The following is a 24,090-nucleotide window of genomic DNA, read 5'->3' as shown; positions in this document are numbered from 1 at the left end:
GTTGTACGAAGGCGTTGTTCAGGACCTCATCGACGAGTTGGGCAGGCTGCCCGGCGTCGGTCCCAAGAGCGCGCAGCGGATCGCCTTCCACATCCTGCAGGCCGAGCCGACCGATGTGCGCCGCCTCGCCCATGCCCTCCTGGAGGTCAAGGACAAGGTCCGGTTCTGCTCGGTCTGCGGCAATGTCGCCCAGCAGGAGCAGTGCAACATCTGCCGGGACGCGCGCCGCGACCAGACGGTCATCTGCGTGGTCGAGGAGCCGAAGGACGTCGTCGCGATCGAGCGGACCCGTGAGTTCCGGGGCAGGTACCACGTGCTCGGCGGTGCTATCAGCCCGATCGAGGGCGTCGGCCCCGATGACCTGCGCATCCGTGAGCTGCTGGCCCGTCTTGCCGACGGCTCGATCACGGAGCTGATCCTTGCGACCGACCCCAACCTGGAGGGCGAGGCCACCGCGACGTACCTGGCGCGGATGATCAAGCCGATGGGCCTGCGGGTCACCAGACTCGCCAGTGGGCTGCCGGTGGGCGGCGACCTGGAGTACGCGGACGAGGTCACCCTGGGCCGCGCCTTCGAGGGGAGGCGCCTGCTCGATGTCTGATGCGCTCACGACCACGTCGCACGCCGCACTCGCGGCCGCGACGTCCGGCGCACTCGCGGCCGCGACGTCCGGCGCACTCGCGGCCGCGACGTCCGGCGCATTCACGGCCGCGACGTCCCATGTTCTTGCATCGACTCACGACGGCTTTACGTTCAGCGACGCTATGTTCTACTCACCGTTCGCGACCGTGCCCACGGGAGGTCCCCTCGATGTCTGACGCCACGCTGAACTCCGTCACGCAGGACCCGGACGACTTCGCCGTCCAGATCGCCGACCAGATCAAGACGTTCATCGTCGCGGTCACCGAGGTGTCCAAGGTCGAGGAGCCCGAGGAGGCCGTCCCCGTCCTGCTGCTCCAGGTCTCCCAGCTGCTGCTGGCGGGCGGCAGGCTCGGTGCGTACGAGGACATCGTCCCGGACGAGCGCTACGAGCCGGACCTCGGCGCGGAACCGGACGCCGACGGCCTGCGCGAGCGGTTCGCCGCCCTGCTGGAGCCGATCGACGTGTACTCCGAGGTCTTCGACCCGTACGAGCCCCGCAAGGCCCCGGTCCCGGCCCGTATCTCCGACGACCTGGCCGACCTGGTCACCGACCTGCGCCACGGCCTGGCCCACTACGAAGAGGACCGCACGACCGAGGCCCTGTGGTGGTGGCAGTTCTCCTACTTCTCCAACTGGGGCTCCACCGCATCCGCCACCCTGCGCGCCCTCCAGTCCCTGATCGCTCACATCCGCCTCAACCAGCCCCTCCAGGAACTGGACGGCCTGGACACCGACTCGGAGACGGTCGACGACGAACTGGCCGAGGAAGCGGGCCGGGTGATGGCCGCGGAGATCGCGGGCCCGCTGGGCCTGCGACCGGTGCAGTAGACGGGTAGGCAGTAGTGCCCGCAGGCTGTCGGGCGCCACGGGTCGGGACACCCACGGCCACCACCTCGGACGCGCAACCTGGTGGAAGACCGCCGACGGCACCGAGCGGCGATTGAGGGTCACGACCACGGCCAAGAGGCAGGGCTCACAGTTCTCCTGGCAGCTACCCGACGAGATTCCGGGCGGCACCGTGGTCTCGTGGCATGTGCGGGCCGACAACGGCGAGGCGGTGTCGCCCTGGAACTCCGAAGGCGCGGGCACGGTCTGCGAGTTCGTGTACGACGACGACGATCCCGAGCAACCCGTGGTCTCGTCGGCCGACTATCCCGATGGCGATGCCTGGACGGACGGCGTCGGGGTCCGCGGTACTTTCCACGTCGTGTCGCCCTCCGAGGATGTGGCCTCCTACAGCGTACGCCGTGCAGGGGCCCGCGTTCACGCTGGGCCTGCGGCAGGCTGACGGCCGGCCCGCATGGTCGTTCACCGTGGGTGGTACGCCACTGACCGGTGGCCTGCCCGAGGCGGGCGAGTGGGCGTATGTGCTCGGCCGGTACCTGGACGGGCAAGGCGCGGCTGTATGTCAATGGCAAAGCCGTGGGTGACGAGCAGTCGGTGACCCCGGTGGCGGGCGACGGGGACTTCCAGATCGGCCGGGCGCAGGGTACGGCCGGATACCGGGACCGCTGGCAGGGCGAGGTCGGTGACGTGCGGGTCTACGACCGGGTGGCGGTGTCGGCCGAGGTCGCGGAGCTCGGTGTCCGCAAGGCCCGGTTGCTGGGCCGTTGGGAACTGGAGACCGCTCCGCAAGGCGTCAGTCCGGAGGCGGACGGCGGGCAGCCGTTGACTCTCGGGCAGGGCGCGTCGATCTACCGGACCGACGACGCCTGCGACCCGGCGACGGACCCGGAGTGCGCTCCCCGGACCTGGTGCTAGATGGCGAGGGCCATCTGAACCGGACGAGCGGCGGCGGCCTTCGCCCCACCCGTCGGCCGCGGACGATGGCCGAGGGCCAGCTGGGGAGGCCCCGGTCCCCGGCCGCGGGGCGGCTTACGCATGGTGGGGGCCTTCGAGGGGCGGACTGGGGGGTTCCGGTCCACGCTGGAGGGGGTGGCCCCTGAATCGAGGGCCCAGCTCGTCATATGTGTGGGCTGGACCACATGAGGGAGTGCGCGCCCGATCGGCGGGCAGCAGCCCCGTACGAGCAGTTCGGAGCGACACGTCGATGATCACGTGCTGAGCGGGACATCTCACCATGTGATATCAGCGGGGCGTTTCCGGACTGCTCGTTAAACTGAGCCGACCGCAGTAATGGACTGAGCGAGGAGCGCACGTGGGCCTTGTCGTGCAGAAGTACGGAGGCTCCTCCGTAGCCGATGCCGAAGGCATCAAGCGCGTCGCCAAGCGAATCGTCGATGCCAAGAAGAACGGCAACCAGGTGGTTGTCGTGGTGTCTGCGATGGGCGACACGACGGACGAGTTGATCGATCTCGCCGGGCAGGTATCCCCGATCCCTGCCGGGCGTGAGTTCGACATGCTGCTGACCGCCGGAGAGCGGATCTCCATGGCCCTGCTGGCGATGGCGATCAAAAACCTGGGCCACGAGGCCCAGTCGTTCACCGGGAGCCAGGCAGGCGTCATCACCGACTCGGTCCACAACAAAGCGCGCATCATTGATGTGACGCCGGGCCGTATCCGTACGGCGCTGGACGAGGGGAACATCGCGATCGTCGCGGGGTTCCAGGGTGTGTCCCAGGACAAGAAGGACATCACCACGCTCGGCCGCGGCGGGTCCGACACCACCGCGGTCGCGCTGGCAGCCGCGCTGGATGCCGAGGTCTGTGAGATCTACACCGATGTGGACGGTGTCTTCACCGCCGACCCGCGGGTCGTCAAGAAGGCCCGGAAGATCGACTGGATCTCCTTCGAGGACATGCTGGAGCTGGCCGCGTCCGGCTCCAAGGTGCTGCTGCACCGGTGCGTGGAGTACGCACGCCGCTACAACATCCCGATTCACGTCCGCTCGTCCTTCTCCGGACTGCGCGGAACCTGGGTCAGCAACGAGCCGCAAGGGGACCAGAAGGTGGAGCACGCGATCATCTCCGGAGTCGCCCATGACGTCTCCGAGGCCAAGATCACCGTCGTCGGTGTGCCCGACAAGCCGGGCGAGGCCGCCGCGATCTTCCGCGCCATCGCGAACGCCGAGGTCAACATCGACATGGTGGTGCAGAACGTCTCCGCCGCGTCGACCGGTCTGACCGACATCTCGTTCACGCTGCCGAAGGCCGAGGGCCGCAAGGCCATCGACGCCCTGGAGCGCAACCGCGGCACCATCGGCTTCGAGTCGCTGCGCTACGACGACCAGATCGCGAAGATCTCCCTGGTCGGCGCCGGTATGAAGACCAATCCGGGCGTCACGGCGGGCTTCTTCGAGGCGCTGTCGGACGCCGGGGTGAACATCGAGCTGATCTCCACGTCCGAGATCCGTATCTCGGTGGTCACCCGCGCCGACGACGTCATCGAGGCTGTGCGCGCCGTGCACACCGCCTTCGGCCTCGACAGCGACTCCGACGAGGCCGTCGTCTACGGGGGCACCGGCCGATGACTGCCCGCCGCCCTTCGCTCGCGGTCGTCGGAGCGACCGGGGCGATCGGCGGTGTCATGCTCCAGATCCTTTCGCAGCACGCGGATGTCTGGGGCGAGGTGAAGCTGATCGCCTCGCCGCGTTCGGCCGGCCGCAAGCTGGTCGTGCGCGGGGAGGAGAGCGAGGTCCTCGCACTCACCGAGGACGTGTTCGACGACGTCGACGTGGCGCTGTTCCTCGTGCCCGACAACGTCTCCGCGCAATGGGCGCCGATCGCCGCCGCCAAGGGCACGGTCGTCGTCGACGACTCCGCCGCGTTCCGGCTGGACGCGGACGTTCCGCTGGTCGTGCCCGAGATCAATCCGCATGCTGCACGGATCAGGCCGCGCGGCATCGTCGCGAGCCCGAACTGCACGACGCTCTCGCTGATCGTCGCGGTCGGTGCCCTGCACGCCGAATTCGGGGTGCGGGAACTGGTCGTCTCCTCGTACCAGGCCGTGAGCGGGGAGGGCCGCGACGGCGTCGCGGCGTTGCGTGAACAGCTGTCGATGGTCGCCGGTACGGAGCTGGGGACGAAGCCCGGAGACGTACGCCGGGCCGTGGGGGACACGGAAGGCAGTCCCTTCGCCGCGCCGGTGGCCCTCAATGTGGTGCCCTGGGCCGGGACCGAGGTCGGGGACGGCTGGTCGTCGGAGGAGCTGGCGATCCGCCAGGAGTGCCGCAAGATCCTGGACCTGCCGAGCCTGCGGGTGGCTGCGACCTGTGTGTACGTGCCCGTCATCGCGACGCACTCGATGTCCGTGCACGCGCGGTTCGAGAGCGAGATCGCGGTCGACCGGGCCCACGAGATCCTGGCGACGGCGCCCGGGGTCGTGCTCTACGACAGCCCGGCGGCAGGGGACTTCCCGACGCCGTCCGACGTCGTCGGTACCGATCCGACCTGGGTCGGGCGGGTGCGCAGGTCGCTGGACGATCCCCGGTGTCTGGAACTGTTCGTCTGCGGCGACAACCTCCGTAAGGGCGCGGCCCTGAACGTGGCGCAGATCGCCGAGTCGGTGGCCGCCGAATTCCCCCGGTCCTGATCGAACCTGTTTTGTACTCTCTGTGAATGCCCTGTGAGCAAGTTGAAGGTCTGAACCTCTTGAGCTGGGGCGTTGAGGTGTCCGACGATGACCTTCCGGCCCACTGCAACCGTTGGCCGGAAAGCGCGCGTCTATGCGATCACCTCTTGCGCGGCGGGGCGCATATTCGGGGCATTTGGGGAAGAGCAGGTACGTATGAGGGCATGTCGCACCGCGTCAAACGCGGTGCCGCGCGCGTACAACCCTGACGGGGGGAAACGTGTCCAACTGGCGTGGCAGAGGTTCTCGATATCACAGTGGTGGGCCCCCTGCGCGGCGCTGCGGTGCGTCCGCTCAGACGGCCCCGCGCACCCGGCGGTATGCCGGTGATCGCGCCCATGCCCGCTGCGCGTCCCGCGCGGCTGCCGTCGCAGCGCGAGGGCGCTGAGGAGAGCGTGGCTGCCGGAACCACGGTCGACCATCTCACCGAGACCTATCGCGCCCACTACCGTTCGCTGCTCGGCCTCGCGGCGCTGCTCCTGGACGACACCGCCTCGTGCGAGGACGTGGTGCAGGAGGCGTTCATCCGTGTGCACTCGGCGCGCAACCGGGTACGGGACCCCGAGAAGACGCTCGCGTATCTGCGCCAGACCGTCGTCAACCTGTCGCGTTCCGCGCTGCGTCGCCGCATCCTCGGGCTGAAGTTGCTCTCCAAGCCGATGCCGGACATGGCGAGCGCGGAGGAGGGCGCGTACGACCAGTTGGAGCGGGACGCGCTGATCAAAGCGATGCGGGGGCTGCAACGGCGCCAGCGGGAGGTGCTGGTGCTGCGTTACTTCGCGGACATGACGGAAGCTCAGGTGGCCGAGACGCTCGGCATATCCCTGGGCTCGGTCAAGGCCTACGGCTCCCGTGGGATCGCGGCGTTGCGCGTTGTGATGGAGGCGCAGTGATGAGCCGACGCGACCGCAGGGACGACAACGGCCACGAGCACGAGCCTCGGATTGACCGGACTGGAAACGGAATTGTGAACGACGGGCCGGAGACCACCCCGGACGTGAACGCGGACACGGACGATTCGACCAGGGTCGATTCGCCCAGGGACGATTCGGCCGCGGATGCGGATGAGCGCCGTGCAGATGGTGCGGATCGCGAGCGTCAGAGCCTCGTGTCCGCGGGGGGTACGGACGAGGTCACCGGGGCCGCCGGGACGGCTGTGACGGCTGAGCTCGGGGGACTGAGCAGCCTCTTCGGCGCGGGCGCGGGCGCGGGCTCCGGCATGAGTACGGGGTCCGGTACGGGCATGGGTTCCGGTGCGGGAGACGGTGGTGGCACGGGCATGGACGAGGTCGCACTGCGCCGCATGCTGCACGGGGCCGTCCAGCACATCGAACCCCGCGACGGCACCCTCGACCACCTGTATCGAGCGGTGCCCGCCCGGCGTGCCAGGCGGCGGCAGGCCGTCGTCGGCATGGCGGCGGCGGCCCTGCTCATCGGCACCGCGATCCCCGCCTTCGTCCATGTCGCGAACTCCGACGGCTCGGACACCGCCAATCCCGCGATAGCCGGGCACGGCGAGCAGGCACAGGGAGGCAACGGCACCGAGAGCGGCGCGGGAAGCGGCGGGAAGAGCAGCGGCGGCAGCAGCGACGAGCAGGGCAGCGGCCGGAACCAGCCCACGAGCACGAGCAGCCCGTCCGACAGCCGTGGCCAGAGCTCCGACGGCAGTCTGGCCGGCGGGGTCTCCGACCCGGCCGCCTCCGCGGCGGCCTCGATGCCGACCTGCGACCCGGGCCAACTCGCGGTCGCGTCGGCCGAGACGGGCGCTGCCGGAGCCGACGGCACGGTGTACGGGACCTTCCGGATCGCCAATGTCTCGGGCACGGACTGTTCGGTGAGCAACAGCGGCAGCGTGGGCTTCCAGGCGATGGGCGCGGCCGACCCGGCGAGGATCACGGTCGTCCAGCACACCGCGGGTGACGCGGCGTCCGGGCTTCCCGACCCTTCGCAGGAGCAGGGAACGGTGTTGCTGAAGCCGTCCATGGCGTACGAGGTGAAGTTCGCCTGGGTGCCGAAGGACACCTGTCCAACGGCCGGAGGCTCACCGAGTCCGACACCGACGGAAGGCGCGGGCGGCTCGGGCGGTGCCGCTGCCGCCGGTACCGGTGCGGGTAGCACCGACGGGGTCACGGAGACGGCTCCGCAGCTCGGCGGCGAGGACGGCGGTGGAACGCTGGACGGCAGCGTCGCCGTGACCCACACGCCGGAGGCGGGGGCGCCGGTCGCGGAGGCCAAGATCGCCAACGCCTGCTCGGGCACGATCTACCGGACCGGGGTGCTCGCCCCCGCGACGTGACGCGGGGATAGGGCGTACGACGCACGCCATAAGCGTGAGGGGGCCGACCGGTTCGACCGGTCGGCCCCCTCACGCATACGGCTTACCCTCAGCCGGCGCCGGCGCTCACATTGGGACCGGCTGCGTCGGTCGTGTCGGTGGCATCGCTGGCATCGGTGGGGGCGGCGGCATCGGTGGCGGGCAGGGTGCCCGTTTCGGTGTCCGCGGTCGAGCCCGTGCTCGCATTCGTGTCCGCATTCGTGTCCGGGACGAGGCCCAGCTTCAGGTCGCGGGCCGCTTCGGCCTCGCGGCGGACCAGCCGGAACCACATGAAGAGCACGAACCCGGCGAAGACGAACCACTCGCCGGTGTAGCCGAGGTTCTGGAAAGCCTTCAGATCGAGTCCGGTGCCCTGCGGTGCGGCGGCCGGTACGGGACGCAACGAGCCGGTGGCGTCGGTGTCCTGGAGCGTCACCCAGGCGTCGTAGACGTCGTACGGGACGAGGTTGACCAGGGACGCGGCGCTGATCATGCCGAGCTGGCCGGCCGGGAGCCCGCCGCCCGAGTCGACGCCGGTGGTCCCGGCGTTCTCGGATGCCTGAAGGTCACCGGTGACCGTGACCTCGCCGGCCGGTGCGGCGGGTACGGCGGTGTGACCGGGCCGGCCGGGCAGCCAGCCGCGCACCACCGGTAGGGCCTTGCCCCCGTCCGTACGGAGCATGTTCAGGACGTAGAAGCCGCTCTTGTCGTCCAGCTTCCGGCCGGGCACCAGGAACTGGTCGGCGTACCGGCCGGTGGCGGTGGCGGGGCGGCCCGAGGTCACCGTGTCGACGGGCAGGAGGTCGTCGATCGGCTTGGCGGCCCTCGTGCCGGGGGCAGGCTGCTTCTCGGCGGCGTCGTGCGTCTGCACGCGGTCCTCGAAGCGGCCGAGCTGCCAGGTACCCATGACGATGCAGAACGGGATGGCCAGCACGACGAAGAGGTTGATCCCCCACCATCGCGGGGTCAGCAGGAACCGGTACACCCCTCCACGGTACGGTCCCCGCTCCGGTCGCCCGGCGCGGGGTGCCGACCGGGGCGTGGCAGCGCCGCCGACGGAGCCCCGGAGAGAGCGTCGCGGTGTCCCCACGCGGTGTTCCCACCGGACGTCCCCGGCCCCGCCCCGCAGCGTCGGCCGTCGCACAGCGCTTCCGCTTCGCTCTCCATCGCCCGAAGGGTTTGAGACGGCCGGTGGTGGCGCCGGGCGAGAGGGGGAGGGCGTCCCTACTCGCCGGACGGCATCGATTCGCCGGACGGGCTCGAAGGAGCGACGGCAGGGACGGGGGAGGGGACGGTGGTAGCGGCGGGGACTGCGGAGGCGGCGGAGGCGGCGGGGACTGCGGAGGCGCCACCTGCGGCCAGGTGGCGTCGGGCGAAGTCGAGTTCCAGGCGGACCTGCTTGATCCGCTCCTCCACCACGAGTGAACCGTGCCCCGCGTCGTACTGGTAGACCTCGTGCACCGCGTCACGGCCCTTCAGCCGGTCCACATAGTTTTCGACCTGGCGGATCGGGCATCGCGGGTCGTTGACGCCCGCCGAGATGTAGACGGGCGCACGGACGGCATCGACGTACGTCAACGGGGACGAGGCCTCGAAGCGCTCGGGAACCTCCTCCGGAGTGCCGCCCAGCAACGTCCGGTCCATCGCCTTCAGGTCCTCCATCTCGTCGTGATACGCCGTGACGTAGTCCGCGACCGGGACCGCCGCCAGGCCCAGAGCCCAGTCCTCCGGCTGTGTGCCGAGGCCGAGCAGGGTCAGATAGCCGCCCCAGGAACCACCGGCCAGGACCAGCTTCGTCGGGTCCGCGAGATCGGACTTCACCGCCCACTCCCGTACCGCGGCGATGTCCTCCAGCTCGATCAGGCCGACCCGGTGCTTGAGCGCGTCCGTCCAGGCACGGCCGTATCCGGTGGAGCCGCGGTAGTTGACCCGGACGACCGCGTAGCCGTGGTCCACCCAGGCGGCGGGGCCGGAGGCGAAGGCGTCGCTGTCGTGCCAGGTCGGGCCGCCGTGGATCTCGAAGACCGTGGGGAACGGCCCCTCGGCCGGGGCGGCCGGCCGCTGGACGAGCGCGTGGACGCGGCCTCCGGGCCCGTCCACCCACACGTCCTCCACGGGCACGGATGCCGGCGCCTTCGGGCCGGGCGGATCGAGCACCACCGCGCCCGAGGTGGACCGGATGACGGGCGGCTGCGCGGCCGACGACCACAGGTACTCCACCGTGCCGTCCGGCCGGGCCGTGGCACCCGACACCGAACCCGCGGGGGTGTCCACCCGGACGGGAGCGCTGCCCGCCCCCGGCTCGTACCGCCACAGGTCGCTGCGGGCCTCGAAGCCGTGCACGATCAGCAGAGCGGAGGCGTCCGGATACCACTCGGCGCCCACGTCACCGGGCAGATCGATCGCGAGGTCCGTCTCCCTCCCCGTCATCGGGTCCCAGATCATCGGCTCCCAACGGCCCCGGCGCTGATGCCCCACCAACAGCCTCGTGTCCCCGGCGACGGGGGCGAAGCCCAGCACGGAGAGGCCCAGTTCCTTGGTGCCGCCCTCGGTGTCGTCCAGCTCGGCGACCGTCGACCCGTCCGGCCGCACCACACGCAGCGCGGAGTGCATCGCGTCGCCGTGCTCGGTGTGCTCCAGGGCGATCAGCGTGCCGTCATGACTGAGGTCGCCGACGCCGGCCGACTCGCGGTGCCGGTAGATCTCGACCGGCGCGGTCCCGGGCCGTACGACATGGATCGTCGTCCCGTCCTCGTCGGTCGAACGGCCGACCACCGCCGTCCCGTCCCGCCCGATCGCGAGCCCGGCCGGGTACGAGGCGCCGAGACCGGGCGCCGCCGGCTCGTCCACTGCTTCCTCGCCCTCGCCGACGCGGAACGGCTGACGCATCCACACCCCGAACTCGTCCCCGTCGGTGTCGTTGAACCACCAGATCGACTCACCGTCCGGTGTCAGCACGCCGTCCGTCGTCCCGTTCGGCCGGTCGGTCACCTGACGCTGCTCGCCCGTGGCGCGGTCCCACGCGTACAGCTCGTACGTGCCCGTGGCATTGGAGACGAACAGCGCGCGGTCCGGTGCGTCCTCCGCCCAGTCGGGCAGCGACACCCGCGGCGCGCGGAAACGCTGCTCCCACTCCGGCACGGAAGCCGACGCCGATGTCGATGCCGGAGTCGGCATCGGGGCCAAAGTCGGTGCGGAAGCGGTCGCCGGGGCGGAAGAGGCTGTCGAACCAGTGAGCTCAGTCATGTCCCCCATTCTGCGCCGGAACGCCGACAATCCGTTCGCATCGTCCGCAGCCTGTGGATAACCTCCCGGACATGCATGCTCCGACCCCCACCGACTGGCACGAGGCCAACCGCGCCCACTGGGACGAACGGGTCCCCGTCCACGCCGTCAGCGACTTCTACGACCTCGAATCCTTCCGGGCAGGCAAGGACGCCCTGCGCGACTTCGAACTCGCCGAGGTCGGGGACGTCACCGGCAAGTCGCTGCTGCACCTGCAGTGCCACATCGGGGTCGACACCCTCTCCTGGGCCCGGCACGGCGCCGCGCACGTCGTCGGTCTGGACTTCTCCGAACCGGCCGTCGAGACCGCGCGCGGCCTGGCCCGCGAGCTCGGGTTCACCCAGGACCGGGCGGCCTTTGTCGCGGCCGACGTCCATGACGCCGCGCAGGCCGTGCCGGACTCGTCGTACGACATCGTCTACACCGGTGTCGGCGCGCTGAACTGGCTGCCCGACACCCGCCGCTGGGCCGAGACCGCCGCATCGCTGGTGGCGCCCGGCGGCTTCCTCTACCTCGCGGAATTCCATCCGATCACGGACTGCCTCGACGACTCGACCGGCACGAAGGTCGTGCACGACTACTTCAGCCGTGACGCGTGGGTGGACGAGTCGCCGGGCACGTACGCGGACCTCGACGCACCGACCGTCCACAACCGCAGCGTCGAATGGCAGCACCCGATCGGTGACGTGGTGTCGGCACTGGCGGCTGCCGGGCTGCGGATCGAGTTCCTGCACGAGCACGACATCTCGTTGTTCGCCCGCTTCCCGTCGCTGGAGCGGCAGGACGACGGCTCCTACCGTTTTTCCGCCGATCGTCCGCGCATCCCGCTGATGTACTCGATCAAGGCGTCGCGGCCGGCCGACTCCTGACCGAAGGCCGATACCAGGGCTCAAGGCCGACGCCCAGGGCCGGCCCAGGACTCAAGGCCGATTGTCAGTGGTGGGGTTCAGACTCGAACCATGACCACGACTGCTGATCTGCGCACCGCGGTGGAGACGTACTGGACGGCGGCCGACGCCCGCGACTGGGACACCTTCGCCACGACGCTCGCCGACGAGGTGCTGTACGACCTGCCGCAGACCCGCGAACGCATCCGTGGGAAGGAGCGGTACGTGCGGTTCAACCGGGAGTACTCGGGGGACTGGCGCGTCCGTGTCGAACGGGTCGTGGCCGACCGGGAGGGGCAGCAGGCCGCTGTCCGGACGCTCTTCACGGTCGGTCTGCAGGAGTTGCACGCCATCCACTTCTTCACGTTCGACGAGCACGGCCGGATAAGCGGGATCACCGACTTCTGGCCCGAGCCGTACGAGCCCCCGGCGGGCCGGGAGCACCTCGTCGAACGGTACTGAACCGCCCGACGGGAGACGGAGGACGCCGTGGGGTGTGGCGACGTGCCGGGGCTTCGAACAGCGTGGCCGCGCCCGAACGCAACAGGAGCGCGGCGGGCCGCCGGAAGTGCCCTGGCGACCCGCCGCATTCCTGTACCTCCCTCGCCCGCGTCCTACGCGGCCGAGCGGAAGGCCGGAAGGTAGCCGCCCGACTGCCCGGCGGCCTTGGGGTGGTACGAGTTGTAGATCGGGACCGACACGCTGTGGAGCCAGGCGTCGCCGGAGCACAGCTCATGTCCGGTGAATTCGTCGACCACGCTGGAGAACGTGAATCCGGCATTGGCCGCCTGTTTGGCGATGACGCCGTTCAGGACGTCGGACGCGTTGTTGATGGCCGACCGTTCCTTCTCCGAGAGTCCGGCGATGCAACTGCCGCTCAGCTGGTAGAAGCGCGGGTAGCCGAGCACCACGACATGCGCCTGCGGGGCCCGCGAGCGGATGGAGCCGTAGAGCGAACTCAGGCCGGACGGCAGGGAGTTCTGGATCTGCGAAACGGCAGTGCTCACGCTGCTCAGGCAAGTGGCCTCGCTGGACAGCACGCAGTCCTGCATGACATCGGCGAAGCCGACGTCATTGCCGCCCGCGGTGACGCTGACCAGACCGGTGGAGGAGTTCAGCGGGCCCAGCTGGCTGCCGGCCACGGAACTCGTCGTGGCGCCCGAACAGGCGACGAAGGCGAAAGAGGAAGGTGAGTTCGCCGCTGCCCAGAGGTAGGGGTAGGCGTTGGTACTGCGGCGGCAGTCACCACTGTCGGAGAGATAGCTCCCCGCGCCGACACCGGAGGAGTACGAGTCGCCGAGAGCGACGTACCCACCGGCGGCGGCCGAGGAGGATGCCGAGGCCGGCTGGGCGATGCCCAGGGCGGCCACGGCGGCGAGGACCAGAGTGGATGCGGACGCCCAGAATCTCCGTACTGACATGGCTGTCAGCCCTCCGAAGTGTGGGGGGTGGGTGGGGGGTTGATTGAGCGCCACGTTTCTAGCAGCTCTTGGTACTCGCCGGTAATGGCTGAGCAAGAACTGGTCTGATTTGCCCGAATGATCGTTCGGTAGCGGTAGCTCCGCGCGTAGATAAACCTCTCGACGCGCCCGGATCTTCGCGCGGCGAGCGCGCGTCCGGACGGCGGAGTCGGGCCTGCAGGCGCGGAGGCCTCAGGGCCGGGCGGGTCGATGACGCCTCAGCCGTTCGCGTCCCCCCAAGCTGCTCGGCGCATGCTCGACGTGTTCATGCGGCGGGTCGCGCTGGGCCCTCTCGCCTCGAACCGGAGCGTCCGACAGCGGTGATGGGTTCTCCGTACGGAGGGGGTGACACCGACCCCGCTGTCCGGCGTGCGGGACAGCGGGGTCGGCGGGGTGGGTGGCGGGGTCGGTGAGTGGCGGGCGGGGTCGCCGGGGTCGTCAGGAAGCCCCTCGTCTCCGTGCCCTCATGGATCCGGACGCCACGCGCTGCGACCGAACCGTAGGCCCCACGAAAACGCCCCCTGCGGAGCGGTCGACCCCAGGTTTACGGGGTTGCCGCCACAGGGGGCGTTCTCGTGGATCTACGGGGATCAGTTGTGGCCGAACCTCCGCTGCTTCCGGTGGGAGACCTGTTCTGAGATCGAGTGCACCGCGTCCTGGGGAGCCGTCCGCGGCGTCTGCTCCTTGGTCTCAGGAACAGCGCTGCGTTCGTGGCCGCCGGTGCGGGCACCCCGGTTCTGCCGACTCTGCTTCTTGCCCACGATCGTGCCTCCTGTAGCGGATCTCGGACGATGGGCCACTACTAGATTCGCATATGAGTACGAACCGTGCATATCGGGTAGCTGTTGCGGGGTGTGCTCGCATCGACACGGGTGCGGGAGAAGGGGCCGATGTGCGTACGACGTGGTGCCGCGACGGGCCGGACCGGGCCGGCCCCGTGGGAGCGGACCTCTGTGGGCAGGCCCTTTCCCTGGGGAGGATCGGCGATGGGGAGGATCGGGAGTGGGGGAGGTGCCAAGGGATCAGATGGATCGGCGGGTTGCGGATCAGGCAGATATTGAGGTGCGGCCAGGTCGGGGTGGACTTAGAGTCGGCGCTCGTGGAACCGCTCAGTGAGACACAGATCCGTTCGTCCTTCGTGAACTGCACCAAGGGCGACGCGGCGCGGCTGCGGCTGCCGCTCGACTTCGCCGAACTGCCTTGGGAGGAGCTGGACTTCCTGGGCTGGGTGGACCCGGGAGCGCCGCTGCGGGCGCATCTCGTGCTGCCCCGGGAGCAGGGTCCGTTGGGGATCTCGTTGCGTGTGCCCTCGGTGGGCCGCACCAGCGCGGTGAAGTCCAGCATGTGCCAGATCTGCCTGACGGGCCACGCTTCCTCCGGGGTCGCTCTGCTCGCCGCTCCGTTGGCGGGCGCCCGGGGCCGCGAGGGGAACACGGTCGGTATCTATATGTGCGCGGACCTCGCCTGCCCCCTGTACCTGCGGGGCAAACGGCAGCCGAAGCTGCGTTCCGGGCGGTACGAGGAGTCCCTGAGCCTGGACGAGCGTCGCGCGCGCATGTGGGGCAACCTGGATGCCTTCGTGGCCAAGGTCGCCGTGGCGTGAGTGCTGAGGGGCATGTCCCGTCACCTCGCGGGGAACCCGCGTGACCGACTGAGTCACCGGAGCTGTGACGGGATCGGTCACCACGTTCGCCTCGACGGGTTCGAAGAGGACGTCGACCCTCGGGCGGCCCCCGACGGGCGCGCTGTGCAGCAGGAGTTGGCTGTGGCTGAGGGAGTACGCCCAGACCTTGAAGGTCCGATCGGAGCGGAACAGTACCTGGCCCGGTGTACCGGTTTGCCGGAACCGGATCATCGAAGGCTCTTCCAGAAGGTGTAGCCGTGGTCGGCCGCGAAGTCCGCGCGCTGCCACGCTTCGGAGGACAGTGTCTGCACGTATCCACGCCCTCCGAGGAAGGCCGGCCAGCTCGTCCTGCCCGAAGCGGCGAAGCCCACCCATGTGTGGAGCATCCGGTCGCGGAACCCCGTCTGCTCATCCTTGACGTTCTCGAAGAGGGCCAGGTCGAACAGGTAGGGCAGTTCGGCCATGTGCTGGGAGCGCGGGTCGAAGCTGGGGGCCGGATATCCCTTGAACCAGGGGGTGTCGCGTTCGCTGAACTCGTACATCCGCGTCGGGGTCCACCTCGACAGCAGGCGTGCGGTGTCGAGTGTCGGGACCGACCACGTCGCGTCGGTGCGGACCGTGGCCAGGGCTTCGCCCGCCGAGGCGAACCTGCTCAGGGGATAGCGCTTCAGCACGGCGTCGGCCCGGTCGCCGAACTGCTCCCGGACGGCGGGCTCGTACTCCTCGGGCTTCATGGGCGAGGCGCCCGGGGCCAGTTCCTGGCCGAGGACACGGCCGCGTTCCTCGTCGTGGTTGACCCCGACGAGCACGGGTACCCGGTGGAACCTTCCGGTACGCAGGGCCGCGGCGGGCGACAGAGGAAGCAGCCTCGTCCCGGCCACCGGACGGGGTTCGTTGAACGCTCCGTACGCCTTCAGCAGCTCGGCCACCGGCGTCTTCCGCAGACAGGCCGCTGTGTTCTGCTCGCAGCCCACCGCGGTGACGACCCGCTCGGCGTCGGCCTCCGCCTCGGCCTCGGTCCGGGTGCCGCCGGTGGCGCAGGGCGCACTCTGCACGACGGCCCGGTCGAAGAGCCCTGCCGACAGGGGGGAGGCGAGGTGGTCGCAGACGCTGTAGCCGCCGCCGGACTGGCCCATGATCGTGACGTTCTCCGGGTCACCGCCGAAGGCAGCCGCGTTCGCGCGTACCCAGCGCAAGGCGGCCTGCTGGTCCTGAATTCCGAGGCCGTCCGCGCCGGGCAGGGAGGGATCGCTGAGGAAGCCCATGACACCGAGCCGGTAGTTCATCGAGACGACGACCGCACCGCTGGTGGTCAGCCGCTCGGGTCCGTACAGGTCGCCGGTGCCGTACATCAGGCTTCCGCCGTGGATCCACACGATCACCGGGCGTTGGCCGTCCGTCTCGGTCGGGGTGGTGACGTTCAGATAGAGGCAGTCCTCGCTCGTACTGGGAACCCCGATCGGGAGCCCTTGCGGCTGCGCGCAGGCGGCGCCCGGGGCGGTCGCCTCGCGGACTCCGGTCCAGGTCGCGGCGGGCTCGGGCGCTCGCCAGCGCCGTTCGCCGACGGGCGGGGCAGCGTACGGGATGCCCTGGAAGCTGCGCACCTGCCCGTCGACGCTGCCGCGCACCTTGCCGCGGGTCGTGCTGACGACCGTACTGCCGGTCGGTCCCGGCTGCGCGGAAGCAGGAGCGGCGGGGACGAGTCCCAGCCCCACTCCGAGCCCCAACGACAGAGCGGCGACAGACCACTTGGAGACGTTCTTCGCGCGTGTCATGGCAAGGACCGTAGAAGACTTTGAGCGATCGCGCAATACGTATGTATAGATCGATCGCCTGAGGCGTTCGCGCGGGCCCGGTGTTACGGTCCGGAGCATGGGAAACCGCGAAGCCCTGCTTGTCGGTGCCAAGGCGTGTCTGCGGGAGAAGGGGTACGACCGCAGCAGTGTCCGCGACATCGCCACTGCGGCCGGCGTCAGCATGGCCGCCATCGGGTACCACTACGGCTCCAGAGAAGCGCTGCTCAATCAGGCCCTGTTCGAGATACTCGACGAATGGGGGGACGCGATGGGCCGGGCGCTGGTCCCCGATGCCGAGGGTTCCACGAAGCGTCACTTCGAGCAGATGTGGGAGGGGCTGATCGCGGACTTCGGGGCCCACCCCGATCTGTGGCTCGCCTCGGTGGAGCTGTTCATGCAGGCTCAGCGGCAGCCGGAACTGCGCGCAGCCCTGGCCGATGGCACCGCCCAGGGGCGCCGGGGCATGGCGGCGATACTCCGGGGCGTACCCGAGGACCAGGTCCCCGAGGAATCCGTGAGAACCATCGGCAGCGTCCAAGTCGCCCTGATGTCAGGCATGTTGATCCAGCACCTCAGCGACCCGGCGGCCGCCCCCACCGCTGACGAGGTTCTCGAAGGACTCCGCGGCCTGGCCGACCTCGCACGCTGACGCCGCAGCGGAGCGCGTGGAGCCTTGTGGCGCCGACGCGCAACAGCTACCACCCCGCCATCGTCCACATCGAGGTCCTGCCCCCGTACCGCGGACGCCTCGGAACGACCCCGACCGAGGTACCCGGCACGATTCTTTTCGAAGGGCCTGCGAGAGGGGCGCGGTGAACCTGTCGACGGGTTCGCCGCCGGGCTCGTGATTTGGGTGACCACCGCGTCGGTGGACGTCTCCGGTCGGTCGAGTCAAGAGCGGCCGGAACGAGGCGGCGAGCTGGGAGACCCCGACCAGGATCTTCTCCCGGATTTCTCCCAAATGATCTCCAGGAACCACTCAGGGGCCTGATCCACTGAGTGAATCAGGCCCCTGACCTGGTGTTTCAGCTGTCGGGGTGGCGGGATTTGAACCCACGACCTCTTCGTCCCGAACGAAGCGCGCTGCCAAGCTGCGCTACACCCCGATCGCCGCCGGTGTCCCGGCGACATCGATTACTTTAGCCCACCCGCGCCCGCAGACGAAATCCGGTTTACGTGCCGCTGAGGGCGGGGGAGGGGCGAGGAGGCCGTGGCTGATCAGCCACGGGGTGTCAGAGTCAGCAGGGTCGCCTCCGGGGGGCAGGCGAAGCGGACCGGGGTGTAGCGGTTGGTGCCGCAGCCCGCGGAGACGTGGAGGTAGGCGCGGCGGCCCTCGACGGAGTGGGTGGACAGGCCCTTGACCCGGTCCGTGTCCAGGTCGCAGTTGGTGACCAGGGCCCCGTAGAAGGGGATGCAGAGCTGGCCGCCGTGGGTGTGACCGGCCAGGATCAGCGGGTAACCGTCCCTCGTGAAGGCGTCGAGGGAGCGCAGATAGGGGGCGTGGACGACGCCTACGGAGAGGTCGGCACCCGTCTCGGGGCCGCCGGACACCTCCGCGTAGCGGTCGCGCTTGATGTGCGGGTCGTCCAGGCCAGTGAAGGCGATCTCCAGGCCATCGATCTTGAGGCGGCCCCGGGTGTTGGACAGCCCGAGCCAGCCCGCCTTGTCGAAGGCGTCGCGCATCGGTTCCCACGGGTTGTGGACGACGCCGACCGCCGGGGTGTTCCCGTTGAGGCCGTGCCGGCCCTGGGCCTTCTCGAAGAGGTAGCGGGCCGGGTTGCGGAGCTTGGGGCCGTAGTAGTCGTTGGAGCCGAAGACGTATACGCCCGGGAACTCCATCAGGGGACCGAGCGCGTCGAGCAGCTCGGGCACGGCCTCGGGGTCCGAGAGGTTGTCGCCGGTGTTCACGACGAAGTCCGGGCGCAGTCCGGCCAGCGACTGCAGCCAGGCGCGCTTCTTGCGCTGACCGCTCACCATATGGATGTCGGAGACCTGGAGCACGCGCAACGGGCGTGCCCCGTCGGGGAGTACGGGAATGGTGACCCGCCGCAGGCGGAACGAGCGGGCCTCGAACCCGGCGGCGTAGGCGAGGCCGGCCATGCCGACCGCTGCGCCGACTGCCGTGACTTTCAGGGGTACTCCGTAGCGTGCGCGCATGCGCCCATCGTCGCAGACGCTGTGCGGCGCGAAGAAAACCGGCGGGCGCCTGCCGCCCCGCACCTGCCACAATCAGCACATGACCACGCTCAAGTCCAAGCTCAAGGAAGACCTCACCACGGCCATGAAGGCGCGTGACGAGCTGACCTCGTCCACGCTCCGGCTGACCCTCACCGCCATTGCGAAGGAGGAGGTCAGCGGCAAGACGGCGCGTGAGCTCTCCGACGACGAGGTGCAGAAGGTGATCGCCAAGGAGGCCAAGAAGCGCCGTGAGGCGGCCGAGGCCTTCGCCAAGGGCGGCCGGGCCGAGCAGGCCGAGCGCGAGAGGACCGAGGGCGAGCTGCTCGACGCGTACCTGCCGAAGCAACTGAGCGACGACGAGCTGGGCGCGATCGTGGCGTCCGCTGTCGAAGAGGCGAGGGCCGCCGGGGCCGAGGGGCCGCGGGCCATGGGTGCCGTGATGAAGATCGTGAACCCGAAGGTCGCGGGGCTCGCGGACGGCGGCCGGGTGGCCGCCGCGGTGAAGAAGCTCCTGGCGGGCTGAGGCTGCGCGCCGTACGGACCACGGACAGGGCTGTACGCGAAAAGGTGGGGCGCCCCGGATCGGGATCGATCCGGGGCGCCCCACCTTCATGCGCGTGTGCCGTACGGGTCAGGGGCCCTGCGTGCCGGCGTTGGTCTGACCGCGGTGGCCGCCCTGGTTCCCGCCCTGGTTCCCGCCGGTCAGGTTCGGAGGGACGCTGATGCCGGGGAACGGGTTCTTGTTGCCGGGCTTCTTGCCGGGCTTGCTGCCACCGGCGCCCCACCGGTCCTCGTCCCTGTCCCTCTTCTTGCCCCCGTGGTGGTCGCCCTTCGGCGGGTCCGGGATGTTGACGGTGTTGAACGCGGGTGCGGACACTCCATTGAGGGCGCCCGTCATCGCGTCCCGCCAGATGGGTCCGGGGACCTGCCCGCCGTACACCTTGTCCTGGTACACACCACCGATGGTGACGTGCTCCATCTCGACGCTCTGGGACGGGCTGCCGACCCAGACCGCGCCGGACATGTTCGGCGTGTAGCCGACGAACCAGGCGTTCTTACGGGCGTCGGTCGTACCGGTCTTGCCCGCGTTGTCGCGGCTCTGGAGGCCGGCCTCCTGACCCGTACCGGAGTCGACCACGCCGCGCAGCAGGGTGTTGATGGTGTCCGCCGTCGTCTGCGACATCGCCTGTGAGCAGGTGGTCTTCGGCACGGGCAGCGAGGTGCCGTCCGCCTTGTTGACCGATTCGATGGCGATCGGCGTGCAGTACGTGCCGCGGTTCGCGAAGGCGGCGTACGCGCTGGCCATCGTCAGCGGCGACAGGCCGTTGGACCCGAGCGTCAGCGTGGACGGGTTCTGCGGCAGCTTGGTGCCGTCGCCCTGCACCACGCCCAGCTTGTCGGTCATCTGTGAGACCGGGCACATGCCGATGTCCTGGAGCATCTGCACGAAGTAGGTGTTGACGGACTTCTCCATCGCCTCCCTCAGCGCGTACGGCCCCCTCTCGGACTCGTTCTCGTTCTCCAGGTGATACTTCGGCACGCCGTCGTTGACCCACGGCTTTTCGCAGGACTGCACCGTGTCCGGGTAGTCCATCTCGTACGGGGACGGGTAGACCTGGGTGGCCGGCTTGCCGCCCTCTATGGCCGCGGCGGCGAGGAAGGGCTTGAACGTCGAACCGGTCGGGAAGCCGTAGTTCGAGCCGCCCATGCTCTTGTTGACCGAGTAGTTGTACTGCGTCTCGTCGGGCCCGAACCCGTATGGCTTCGACTGGCCCATTCCCATGATCTTGCCGGTGCCCGGCTGGACCAGCGTCACGGCCGTCGCGACCTTGTCCGACTTGTAGACATGGCTCTTGATCGAGGCCTGCACCGACTGCTGGGACTGAGGGTCGAGCGTCGTCCGGACCGTCAGACCGCCCCGGTTCCAGATCTTGGCCCGGTCCTCCTTGGTCTTGCCGAAGGCCGGGTCCGTGAGGAAGACGTTGCGTACGTAGTCGCAGAAGAAGCCCGCGCCGCTGACGGCCGTGATGCAGCCGTTCTTCGGCTTCTTGACCTGCAGCTTGATCGGGGTGGCCTTCGCCCTGTCGGCCTCGGCCTGCGTGATGTCACCGACGTCGGCCATGCGCTGGAGCACGGTGTTGCGTCGTTTGGTCGCCTCCGCCGTGTCATTGACCGGGTCGTAACGGCTCGGCGACTGCACGATGCCGGCCAGCAGCGCGGCCTCCTCCAGCGTCAGGTCCTTCGCCGACTTGGAGAAGTAGCGCTGGGAGGCGGCTTCGACGCCGTACGCCTGCTGCCCGAAGAAGGTGATGTTCAGGTAGTTCGCCAGGATCCGCTTCTTGCCGAGCTTCTCCTCGACCTGGATCGCGTACTTCAGCTCCTGGATCTTGCGGCCCATGGTCTGCTGAGTGGCCTGCGCGACCTTGTCCGGGTCGTCACCGGCCTCCTCGATGAAGACGTTCTTCACGTACTGCTGCGTGAGGGTCGAGGCGCCCTCCGCGGCCCCGCCCGTCTGCACATTGCGGTTCAGCGCGCGCAGGATGCCCTTGAGGTCGATCGCCCCGTGCTCGTAGAAGCGGGCGTCCTCGATCGCCACGATCGCCTTCTGCATGTACGGCGAGATGTCCTTCAGCTTGACCACCGTGCGGTCGCGCGAGTACACCGTGGCGATCATTCCGCCCTTGCTGTCCAGGATCGTGGTGCGCTGGCTCAGCGGCGGGGTCTGGAGATTGGCCGGGATCTCGTCGAATCCCTGGACCGTTCCCTTGGTGGCAAGCCCCAGGGCTCCGGCGGCCGGCAGTGCGATGCCCGCGAGCACAACTCCGGAAAGTGCGGCGACACCGAGGAACTTGGCGGCCTGCTGGGTCGTCGTGAGACCCCCGCCCGAGCGCTTCTTTGGCATGGGGGCAGCCTACGTTCTCATTCGCCGGACACACGTATATGCCTTGGCCTAAGCTGCTCTCAACTGTCACAGCAGTCCCGTTGCGCATCAACCCCCGTGCGCGATCCGGCCACACGTTCAGGCGCTCCCGAATTCGCCCCCTGTGTCATCGAACGTCCTTTGTGATCCAGGGAATCTGTCCCAAATTCAGGGGGGTAGTCACGTATGTCCTCGCCTCACTCCCCTGGGTGATCTGCCGCATACGCATAGTCCGTTCGGGCCATCCAAGATTGGGCCCGAAGGGGGTGTTGTGCTGTCGCCGCCTTCCGTAACGTCCTCAACTGGCAGCGGTGAATATGCCGCTACCGCCGTGGGGGAGCCTCGATTCGGGAGAGGACGGCGCCGTGATGGGCTGGGTAACCGACTGGAGTGCGCAGGCAGCCTGCCGCACTACTGATCCGGATGAACTGTTCGTACAAGGGGCAGCGCAGAACAGGGCCAAGGCGGTGTGCACCGGATGTCCGGTGCGGACCGAGTGCCTGGCCGACGCGCTGGACAATCGCGTCGAGTTCGGCGTGTGGGGCGGAATGACGGAGCGGGAGCGTCGCGCACTGCTGCGCAGGCGGCCCACCGTCACGTCCTGGCGCCGGCTGCTGGAGACCGCGCGCAGCGAGTACGAGCAGTCCGCGGGCATCCTGCCCGTGGCGATCGGACTGGATGACGACGAACTCCACGAGAGGTACGCCGCGGTGGGCTAGGACGAACGGGCGGTTACGCAGCTCCGGCCGGGGCGGAACCGGTCGCGAGCCGGTCCCCGATGGCGCGGAGTCCTGCGAGGTCATGTACATCACCGGGCAGCGCGGCCACTTCGGTCACGGCGACCTCGGGATGCAGCGCGGTGAAGCGGTCGTGAGTGTGCCGCTCGCGCGCGACTACCTGCATACGTTCCGCGTGCAGCCGCAACAGGCCTGCGGTCAGCTGCTCGACGGAAGCGGTCTCGGGACCGGGAGCAGTCTCGGAAGCCGCTTCCGGATCCGTTTCCGGATCCCTTTCGGGGTCTCGGGGCGATTCGGGGTCCAACTCGCGGTCTTCGACGTCCTTCTGGGTGGCAACGGGGGCGGCGACGGCTTCGGGAGAGGCTACCGACCAGTCGGCCGGGTCACGAAGTCCAGCCTTCCCGGCCGTCTGATCCACAATGCCGACCCCGTCAAGATTTTCTGCGGCTGCCAGGGCGTGCTCGGCGGAGAGCCGGGCGGCGTCGCTGCCGTGGACACGGTTGAGTACCAGACCGGCCAGCGGCATCTCCTCCGCGGCCAGCCGTTCCACGAAGTACGCCGCCTCGCGCAGCGCGTCCCGCTCCGGTGTCGCGACGACGAGGAACGCCGTACCGGGCGCCTGCAGCAGTTTGTACGTGGCGTCGGCCCGGGTCCGGAAGCCGCCGAACATGGTGTCCATCGCCGCCACGAAGGTCTGCACGTCGCGCAGGAACTGACCGCCGAGCAGCTTTCCGAGGGTGCCGGTCATCATCGACATGCCCACGTTGAGGAACTTCATCCCGGCCCGGCCGCCCATCTTCGCCGGGGCCATCAGCAGCTTGATGAACTTTCCGTCCAGGAACGAACCGAGCCGCTTGGGCGCGTCCAGGAAGTCCAGTGCGGAGCGCGACGGCGGGGTGTCGACGATGATCAGGTCCCACTCGTTGCGTGCGCGCAACTGGCCGAGCTTCTCCATCGCCATGTACTCCTGCGTGCCCGCGAAACCGGCCGACAGGGACTGGTAGAAGGGGTTCTCCAGGATCGCGCGGGCCCGCTCGCCGTCCGCGTGCGCCTCGACGATCTCGTCGAAGGTCCGCTTCATGTCGAGCATCATGGCGTGCAGTTCCCCGGCACCCTCGCCCGTGATGCCCGGCACCTGGCGCGGGATGTTGTCCAGCGAGTCGATGCCCATGGACTGGGCGAGCCTGCGGGCCGGGTCGATGGTGAGGACGACAGCCTTCCGGCCCCGCTCGGCCGCCCGTACGCCCAGCGCCGCGGCGGTCGTGGTCTTGCCCACTCCACCAGAACCGCAGCACACGACGATCCGGATCCCGGGGTCGTCCAGCAGGGCGTCGATGTCCAGCACGGGGGCGAGCGAGGGTGCGAGGTCCTGGGCGGTGGACGTGGTGGCGGCTGTGGGCTTGTCCGTGCTGGCGGTTGTGTCGGTGTCCGGTCCGGCGGCTTTGTTCGCCGAGGTGGACATGGACGTGGGCGTGGACGCGAATGTGGACGGGACGGCGTTCTTGACCCTGTCCGTGTCCGTGACCCAGTCCGCGAGCACAAACGTACCTGTGCCCGTGGACGTGCCCGTGGACGTGGCCGTGGTGGAGACCTCGGCAGTGGCCGAGTCCGGGGCTGTGTCTATGCCTGTGGCAGTGGTTGCGGCCGATTCGGTGCCGGTGCCGGCGCCGGTGCCCGTGGTTGTGCTGGTGCCGGTGCCGGCACCCGTACTCGTGCC

Annotated in this window: 22 protein-coding genes and 1 tRNA gene; 14 read left to right on the top strand and 9 right to left on the bottom strand. The window is 69.4% G+C overall.

Going from position 1 to position 24,090, the window contains the following annotated elements; genetic code table 11:
• Position 1 precedes the first annotated feature (1 nt).
• The 8 genes from recR (at position 2) to ACF1B9_RS20685 (ending at position 7,468) form a co-directional block, all read left to right on the top strand.
• Positions 2-601, top strand: a complete 600-nt coding sequence (gene recR / locus ACF1B9_RS20720) for a recombination mediator RecR (protein WP_351086039.1) — start codon at positions 2-4, stop codon at positions 599-601.
• Positions 602-810: 209 nt separating this feature from the next.
• Positions 811-1,470: a DUF5063 domain-containing protein gene (locus tag ACF1B9_RS20715; protein WP_391744528.1), complete on the top strand. Its 660-nt coding sequence runs from the start codon at positions 811-813 to the stop codon at positions 1,468-1,470.
• A gap of 112 nt (positions 1,471-1,582) precedes the next feature.
• On the top strand, positions 1,583-1,930 hold the full coding sequence (locus ACF1B9_RS20710) for a hypothetical protein (RefSeq protein ID WP_391744529.1): 348 nt from the start codon (positions 1,583-1,585) through the stop codon (positions 1,928-1,930).
• A gap of 77 nt (positions 1,931-2,007) precedes the next feature.
• On the top strand, positions 2,008-2,403 hold the full coding sequence (locus tag ACF1B9_RS20705; protein ID WP_391744530.1) for a LamG-like jellyroll fold domain-containing protein: 396 nt from the start codon (positions 2,008-2,010) through the stop codon (positions 2,401-2,403).
• A gap of 397 nt (positions 2,404-2,800) precedes the next feature.
• On the top strand, positions 2,801-4,072 hold the full coding sequence (locus ACF1B9_RS20700) for an aspartate kinase (protein WP_351086044.1): 1,272 nt from the start codon (positions 2,801-2,803) through the stop codon (positions 4,070-4,072).
• Entirely contained in the window at positions 4,069-5,133 is a 1,065-nt protein-coding gene (locus ACF1B9_RS20695) for an aspartate-semialdehyde dehydrogenase (protein ID WP_391744531.1), read from the top strand. The genes ACF1B9_RS20700 and ACF1B9_RS20695 overlap by 4 nt, the downstream gene beginning before the upstream one ends.
• 359 nt (positions 5,134-5,492) lie before the next feature.
• Entirely contained in the window at positions 5,493-6,065 is a 573-nt protein-coding gene (locus ACF1B9_RS20690) for a SigE family RNA polymerase sigma factor (protein ID WP_351086048.1), read from the top strand.
• Positions 6,065-7,468 (top strand): hypothetical protein, encoded by a 1,404-nt coding sequence (locus tag ACF1B9_RS20685; protein ID WP_391744532.1) that lies wholly within the window; start codon positions 6,065-6,067, stop codon positions 7,466-7,468. The genes ACF1B9_RS20690 and ACF1B9_RS20685 overlap by 1 nt, the downstream gene beginning before the upstream one ends.
• An 88-nt stretch (positions 7,469-7,556) precedes the next feature.
• Here the strand turns inward: ACF1B9_RS20685 and ACF1B9_RS20680 are convergent, their stop codons facing one another.
• Both ACF1B9_RS20680 and ACF1B9_RS20675 read right to left on the bottom strand, forming a co-directional pair.
• Positions 7,557-8,471 carry an SURF1 family protein gene (locus ACF1B9_RS20680; RefSeq protein ID WP_391744534.1) on the bottom strand — a complete coding sequence of 305 codons (915 nt, stop codon included), beginning with the start codon at positions 8,469-8,471 and terminating at the stop codon, positions 7,557-7,559.
• A 239-nt stretch (positions 8,472-8,710) separates the two neighbouring features.
• Positions 8,711-10,663: a S9 family peptidase gene (locus ACF1B9_RS20675; RefSeq protein ID WP_391744535.1), complete on the bottom strand. Its 1,953-nt coding sequence runs from the start codon at positions 10,661-10,663 to the stop codon at positions 8,711-8,713.
• 140 nt (positions 10,664-10,803) lie between these two features.
• Here ACF1B9_RS20675 and ACF1B9_RS20670 point away from each other — a divergent pair, with 140 nt between their 5' ends.
• Both ACF1B9_RS20670 and ACF1B9_RS20665 read left to right on the top strand, forming a co-directional pair.
• Complete coding sequence (locus ACF1B9_RS20670) at positions 10,804-11,640, top strand: class I SAM-dependent methyltransferase (protein ID WP_391744537.1); 837 nt, start codon at positions 10,804-10,806, stop codon at positions 11,638-11,640.
• Positions 11,641-11,730: 90 nt separating this feature from the next.
• Positions 11,731-12,120 carry a nuclear transport factor 2 family protein gene (locus tag ACF1B9_RS20665; protein ID WP_391744539.1) on the top strand — a complete coding sequence of 130 codons (390 nt, stop codon included), beginning with the start codon at positions 11,731-11,733 and terminating at the stop codon, positions 12,118-12,120.
• A 152-nt stretch (positions 12,121-12,272) separates the two neighbouring features.
• On the opposite strand, the gene ACF1B9_RS20660 is transcribed toward ACF1B9_RS20665, so the two are convergent.
• Together ACF1B9_RS20660 and ACF1B9_RS20655 are read right to left on the bottom strand one after the other, a co-directional pair.
• A complete protein-coding gene (locus ACF1B9_RS20660; protein WP_391744541.1) occupies positions 12,273-13,079 on the bottom strand; it encodes an SGNH/GDSL hydrolase family protein in 807 nt (268 codons plus the stop codon).
• A gap of 629 nt (positions 13,080-13,708) precedes the next feature.
• Positions 13,709-13,879, bottom strand: coding sequence for a hypothetical protein (locus ACF1B9_RS20655; RefSeq protein ID WP_391744543.1), 171 nt, complete (start codon positions 13,877-13,879; stop codon positions 13,709-13,711).
• 338 nt (positions 13,880-14,217) lie between these two features.
• Here ACF1B9_RS20655 and ACF1B9_RS20650 point away from each other — a divergent pair, with 338 nt between their 5' ends.
• Positions 14,218-14,721: an FBP domain-containing protein gene (locus ACF1B9_RS20650; RefSeq protein WP_391744545.1), complete on the top strand. Its 504-nt coding sequence runs from the start codon at positions 14,218-14,220 to the stop codon at positions 14,719-14,721.
• A 248-nt stretch (positions 14,722-14,969) separates the two neighbouring features.
• On the opposite strand, the gene ACF1B9_RS20645 is transcribed toward ACF1B9_RS20650, so the two are convergent.
• Positions 14,970-16,517 carry a carboxylesterase/lipase family protein gene (locus ACF1B9_RS20645; protein ID WP_391744547.1) on the bottom strand — a complete coding sequence of 516 codons (1,548 nt, stop codon included), beginning with the start codon at positions 16,515-16,517 and terminating at the stop codon, positions 14,970-14,972.
• A gap of 97 nt (positions 16,518-16,614) precedes the next feature.
• Between ACF1B9_RS20645 and ACF1B9_RS20640 the strand changes: the two genes are divergently transcribed.
• Complete coding sequence (locus ACF1B9_RS20640; protein ID WP_391744549.1) at positions 16,615-17,187, top strand: TetR/AcrR family transcriptional regulator; 573 nt, start codon at positions 16,615-16,617, stop codon at positions 17,185-17,187.
• Positions 17,188-17,570: 383 nt separating this feature from the next.
• Here the strand turns inward: ACF1B9_RS20640 and ACF1B9_RS20635 are convergent.
• Both ACF1B9_RS20635 and ACF1B9_RS20630 read right to left on the bottom strand, forming a co-directional pair.
• Positions 17,571-17,644, bottom strand: a tRNA-Pro gene (locus ACF1B9_RS20635).
• A gap of 112 nt (positions 17,645-17,756) precedes the next feature.
• A complete protein-coding gene (locus tag ACF1B9_RS20630) occupies positions 17,757-18,695 on the bottom strand; it encodes a metallophosphoesterase (RefSeq protein WP_391744551.1) in 939 nt (312 codons plus the stop codon).
• A 79-nt stretch (positions 18,696-18,774) separates the two neighbouring features.
• Here ACF1B9_RS20630 and ACF1B9_RS20625 point away from each other — a divergent pair, with 79 nt between their 5' ends.
• Complete coding sequence (locus tag ACF1B9_RS20625) at positions 18,775-19,239, top strand: GatB/YqeY domain-containing protein (RefSeq protein WP_391744553.1); 465 nt, start codon at positions 18,775-18,777, stop codon at positions 19,237-19,239.
• Between the two features lie 108 nt (positions 19,240-19,347).
• Here the strand turns inward: ACF1B9_RS20625 and ACF1B9_RS20620 are convergent, their stop codons facing one another.
• Positions 19,348-21,618: a transglycosylase domain-containing protein gene (locus tag ACF1B9_RS20620; protein ID WP_391744555.1), complete on the bottom strand. Its 2,271-nt coding sequence runs from the start codon at positions 21,616-21,618 to the stop codon at positions 19,348-19,350.
• 386 nt (positions 21,619-22,004) lie between these two features.
• Between ACF1B9_RS20620 and ACF1B9_RS20615 the strand changes: the two genes are divergently transcribed.
• Complete coding sequence (locus ACF1B9_RS20615; protein ID WP_187438703.1) at positions 22,005-22,355, top strand: WhiB family transcriptional regulator; 351 nt, start codon at positions 22,005-22,007, stop codon at positions 22,353-22,355.
• A 13-nt stretch (positions 22,356-22,368) separates the two neighbouring features.
• On the opposite strand, the gene ACF1B9_RS20610 is transcribed toward ACF1B9_RS20615, so the two are convergent.
• Positions 22,369-23,835: an ArsA family ATPase gene (locus ACF1B9_RS20610; protein WP_391744631.1), complete on the bottom strand. Its 1,467-nt coding sequence runs from the start codon at positions 23,833-23,835 to the stop codon at positions 22,369-22,371.
• Positions 23,836-24,090 lie beyond the last annotated feature (255 nt).

Source organism: Streptomyces sp. NPDC014727, from assembly GCF_043083485.1.
Taxonomy (GTDB): Bacteria; Actinomycetota; Actinomycetes; order Streptomycetales; family Streptomycetaceae; genus Streptomyces.
This window is presented reverse-complemented; position numbering and strand designations above follow the sequence as displayed.

Bases quoted from the DNA above. Each gene is read 5' to 3' on its own strand.
- ACF1B9_RS20705 (WP_391744530.1), top strand. From the start codon at position 2,008: ATGTGCTCGGCCGGTACCTGGACGGGCAAGGCGCGGCTGTATGTCAAT.
- ACF1B9_RS20675 (WP_391744535.1), bottom strand. From the start codon at position 10,663: ATGCCGACTCCGGCATCGACATCGGCGTCGGCTTCCGTGCCGGAGTGG.
- ACF1B9_RS20715 (WP_391744528.1), top strand. From the start codon at position 811: ATGTCTGACGCCACGCTGAACTCCGTCACGCAGGACCCGGACGACTTC.
- ACF1B9_RS20685 (WP_391744532.1), top strand. From the start codon at position 6,065: ATGAGCCGACGCGACCGCAGGGACGACAACGGCCACGAGCACGAGCCT.
- ACF1B9_RS20615 (WP_187438703.1), top strand. From the start codon at position 22,005: ATGGGCTGGGTAACCGACTGGAGTGCGCAGGCAGCCTGCCGCACTACT.
- ACF1B9_RS20690 (WP_351086048.1), top strand. From the start codon at position 5,493: ATGCCGGTGATCGCGCCCATGCCCGCTGCGCGTCCCGCGCGGCTGCCG.
- ACF1B9_RS20660 (WP_391744541.1), bottom strand. From the start codon at position 13,079: ATGTCAGTACGGAGATTCTGGGCGTCCGCATCCACTCTGGTCCTCGCC.
- ACF1B9_RS20640 (WP_391744549.1), top strand. From the start codon at position 16,615: ATGGGAAACCGCGAAGCCCTGCTTGTCGGTGCCAAGGCGTGTCTGCGG.
- ACF1B9_RS20625 (WP_391744553.1), top strand. From the start codon at position 18,775: ATGACCACGCTCAAGTCCAAGCTCAAGGAAGACCTCACCACGGCCATG.
- ACF1B9_RS20645 (WP_391744547.1), bottom strand. From the start codon at position 16,517: ATGACACGCGCGAAGAACGTCTCCAAGTGGTCTGTCGCCGCTCTGTCG.
- ACF1B9_RS20620 (WP_391744555.1), bottom strand. From the start codon at position 21,618: ATGCCAAAGAAGCGCTCGGGCGGGGGTCTCACGACGACCCAGCAGGCC.
- ACF1B9_RS20610 (WP_391744631.1), bottom strand. From the start codon at position 23,835: ATGTCCACCTCGGCGAACAAAGCCGCCGGACCGGACACCGACACAACC.
- ACF1B9_RS20630 (WP_391744551.1), bottom strand. From the start codon at position 18,695: ATGCGCGCACGCTACGGAGTACCCCTGAAAGTCACGGCAGTCGGCGCA.
- ACF1B9_RS20665 (WP_391744539.1), top strand. From the start codon at position 11,731: ATGACCACGACTGCTGATCTGCGCACCGCGGTGGAGACGTACTGGACG.
- ACF1B9_RS20695 (WP_391744531.1), top strand. From the start codon at position 4,069: ATGACTGCCCGCCGCCCTTCGCTCGCGGTCGTCGGAGCGACCGGGGCG.
- ACF1B9_RS20670 (WP_391744537.1), top strand. From the start codon at position 10,804: ATGCATGCTCCGACCCCCACCGACTGGCACGAGGCCAACCGCGCCCAC.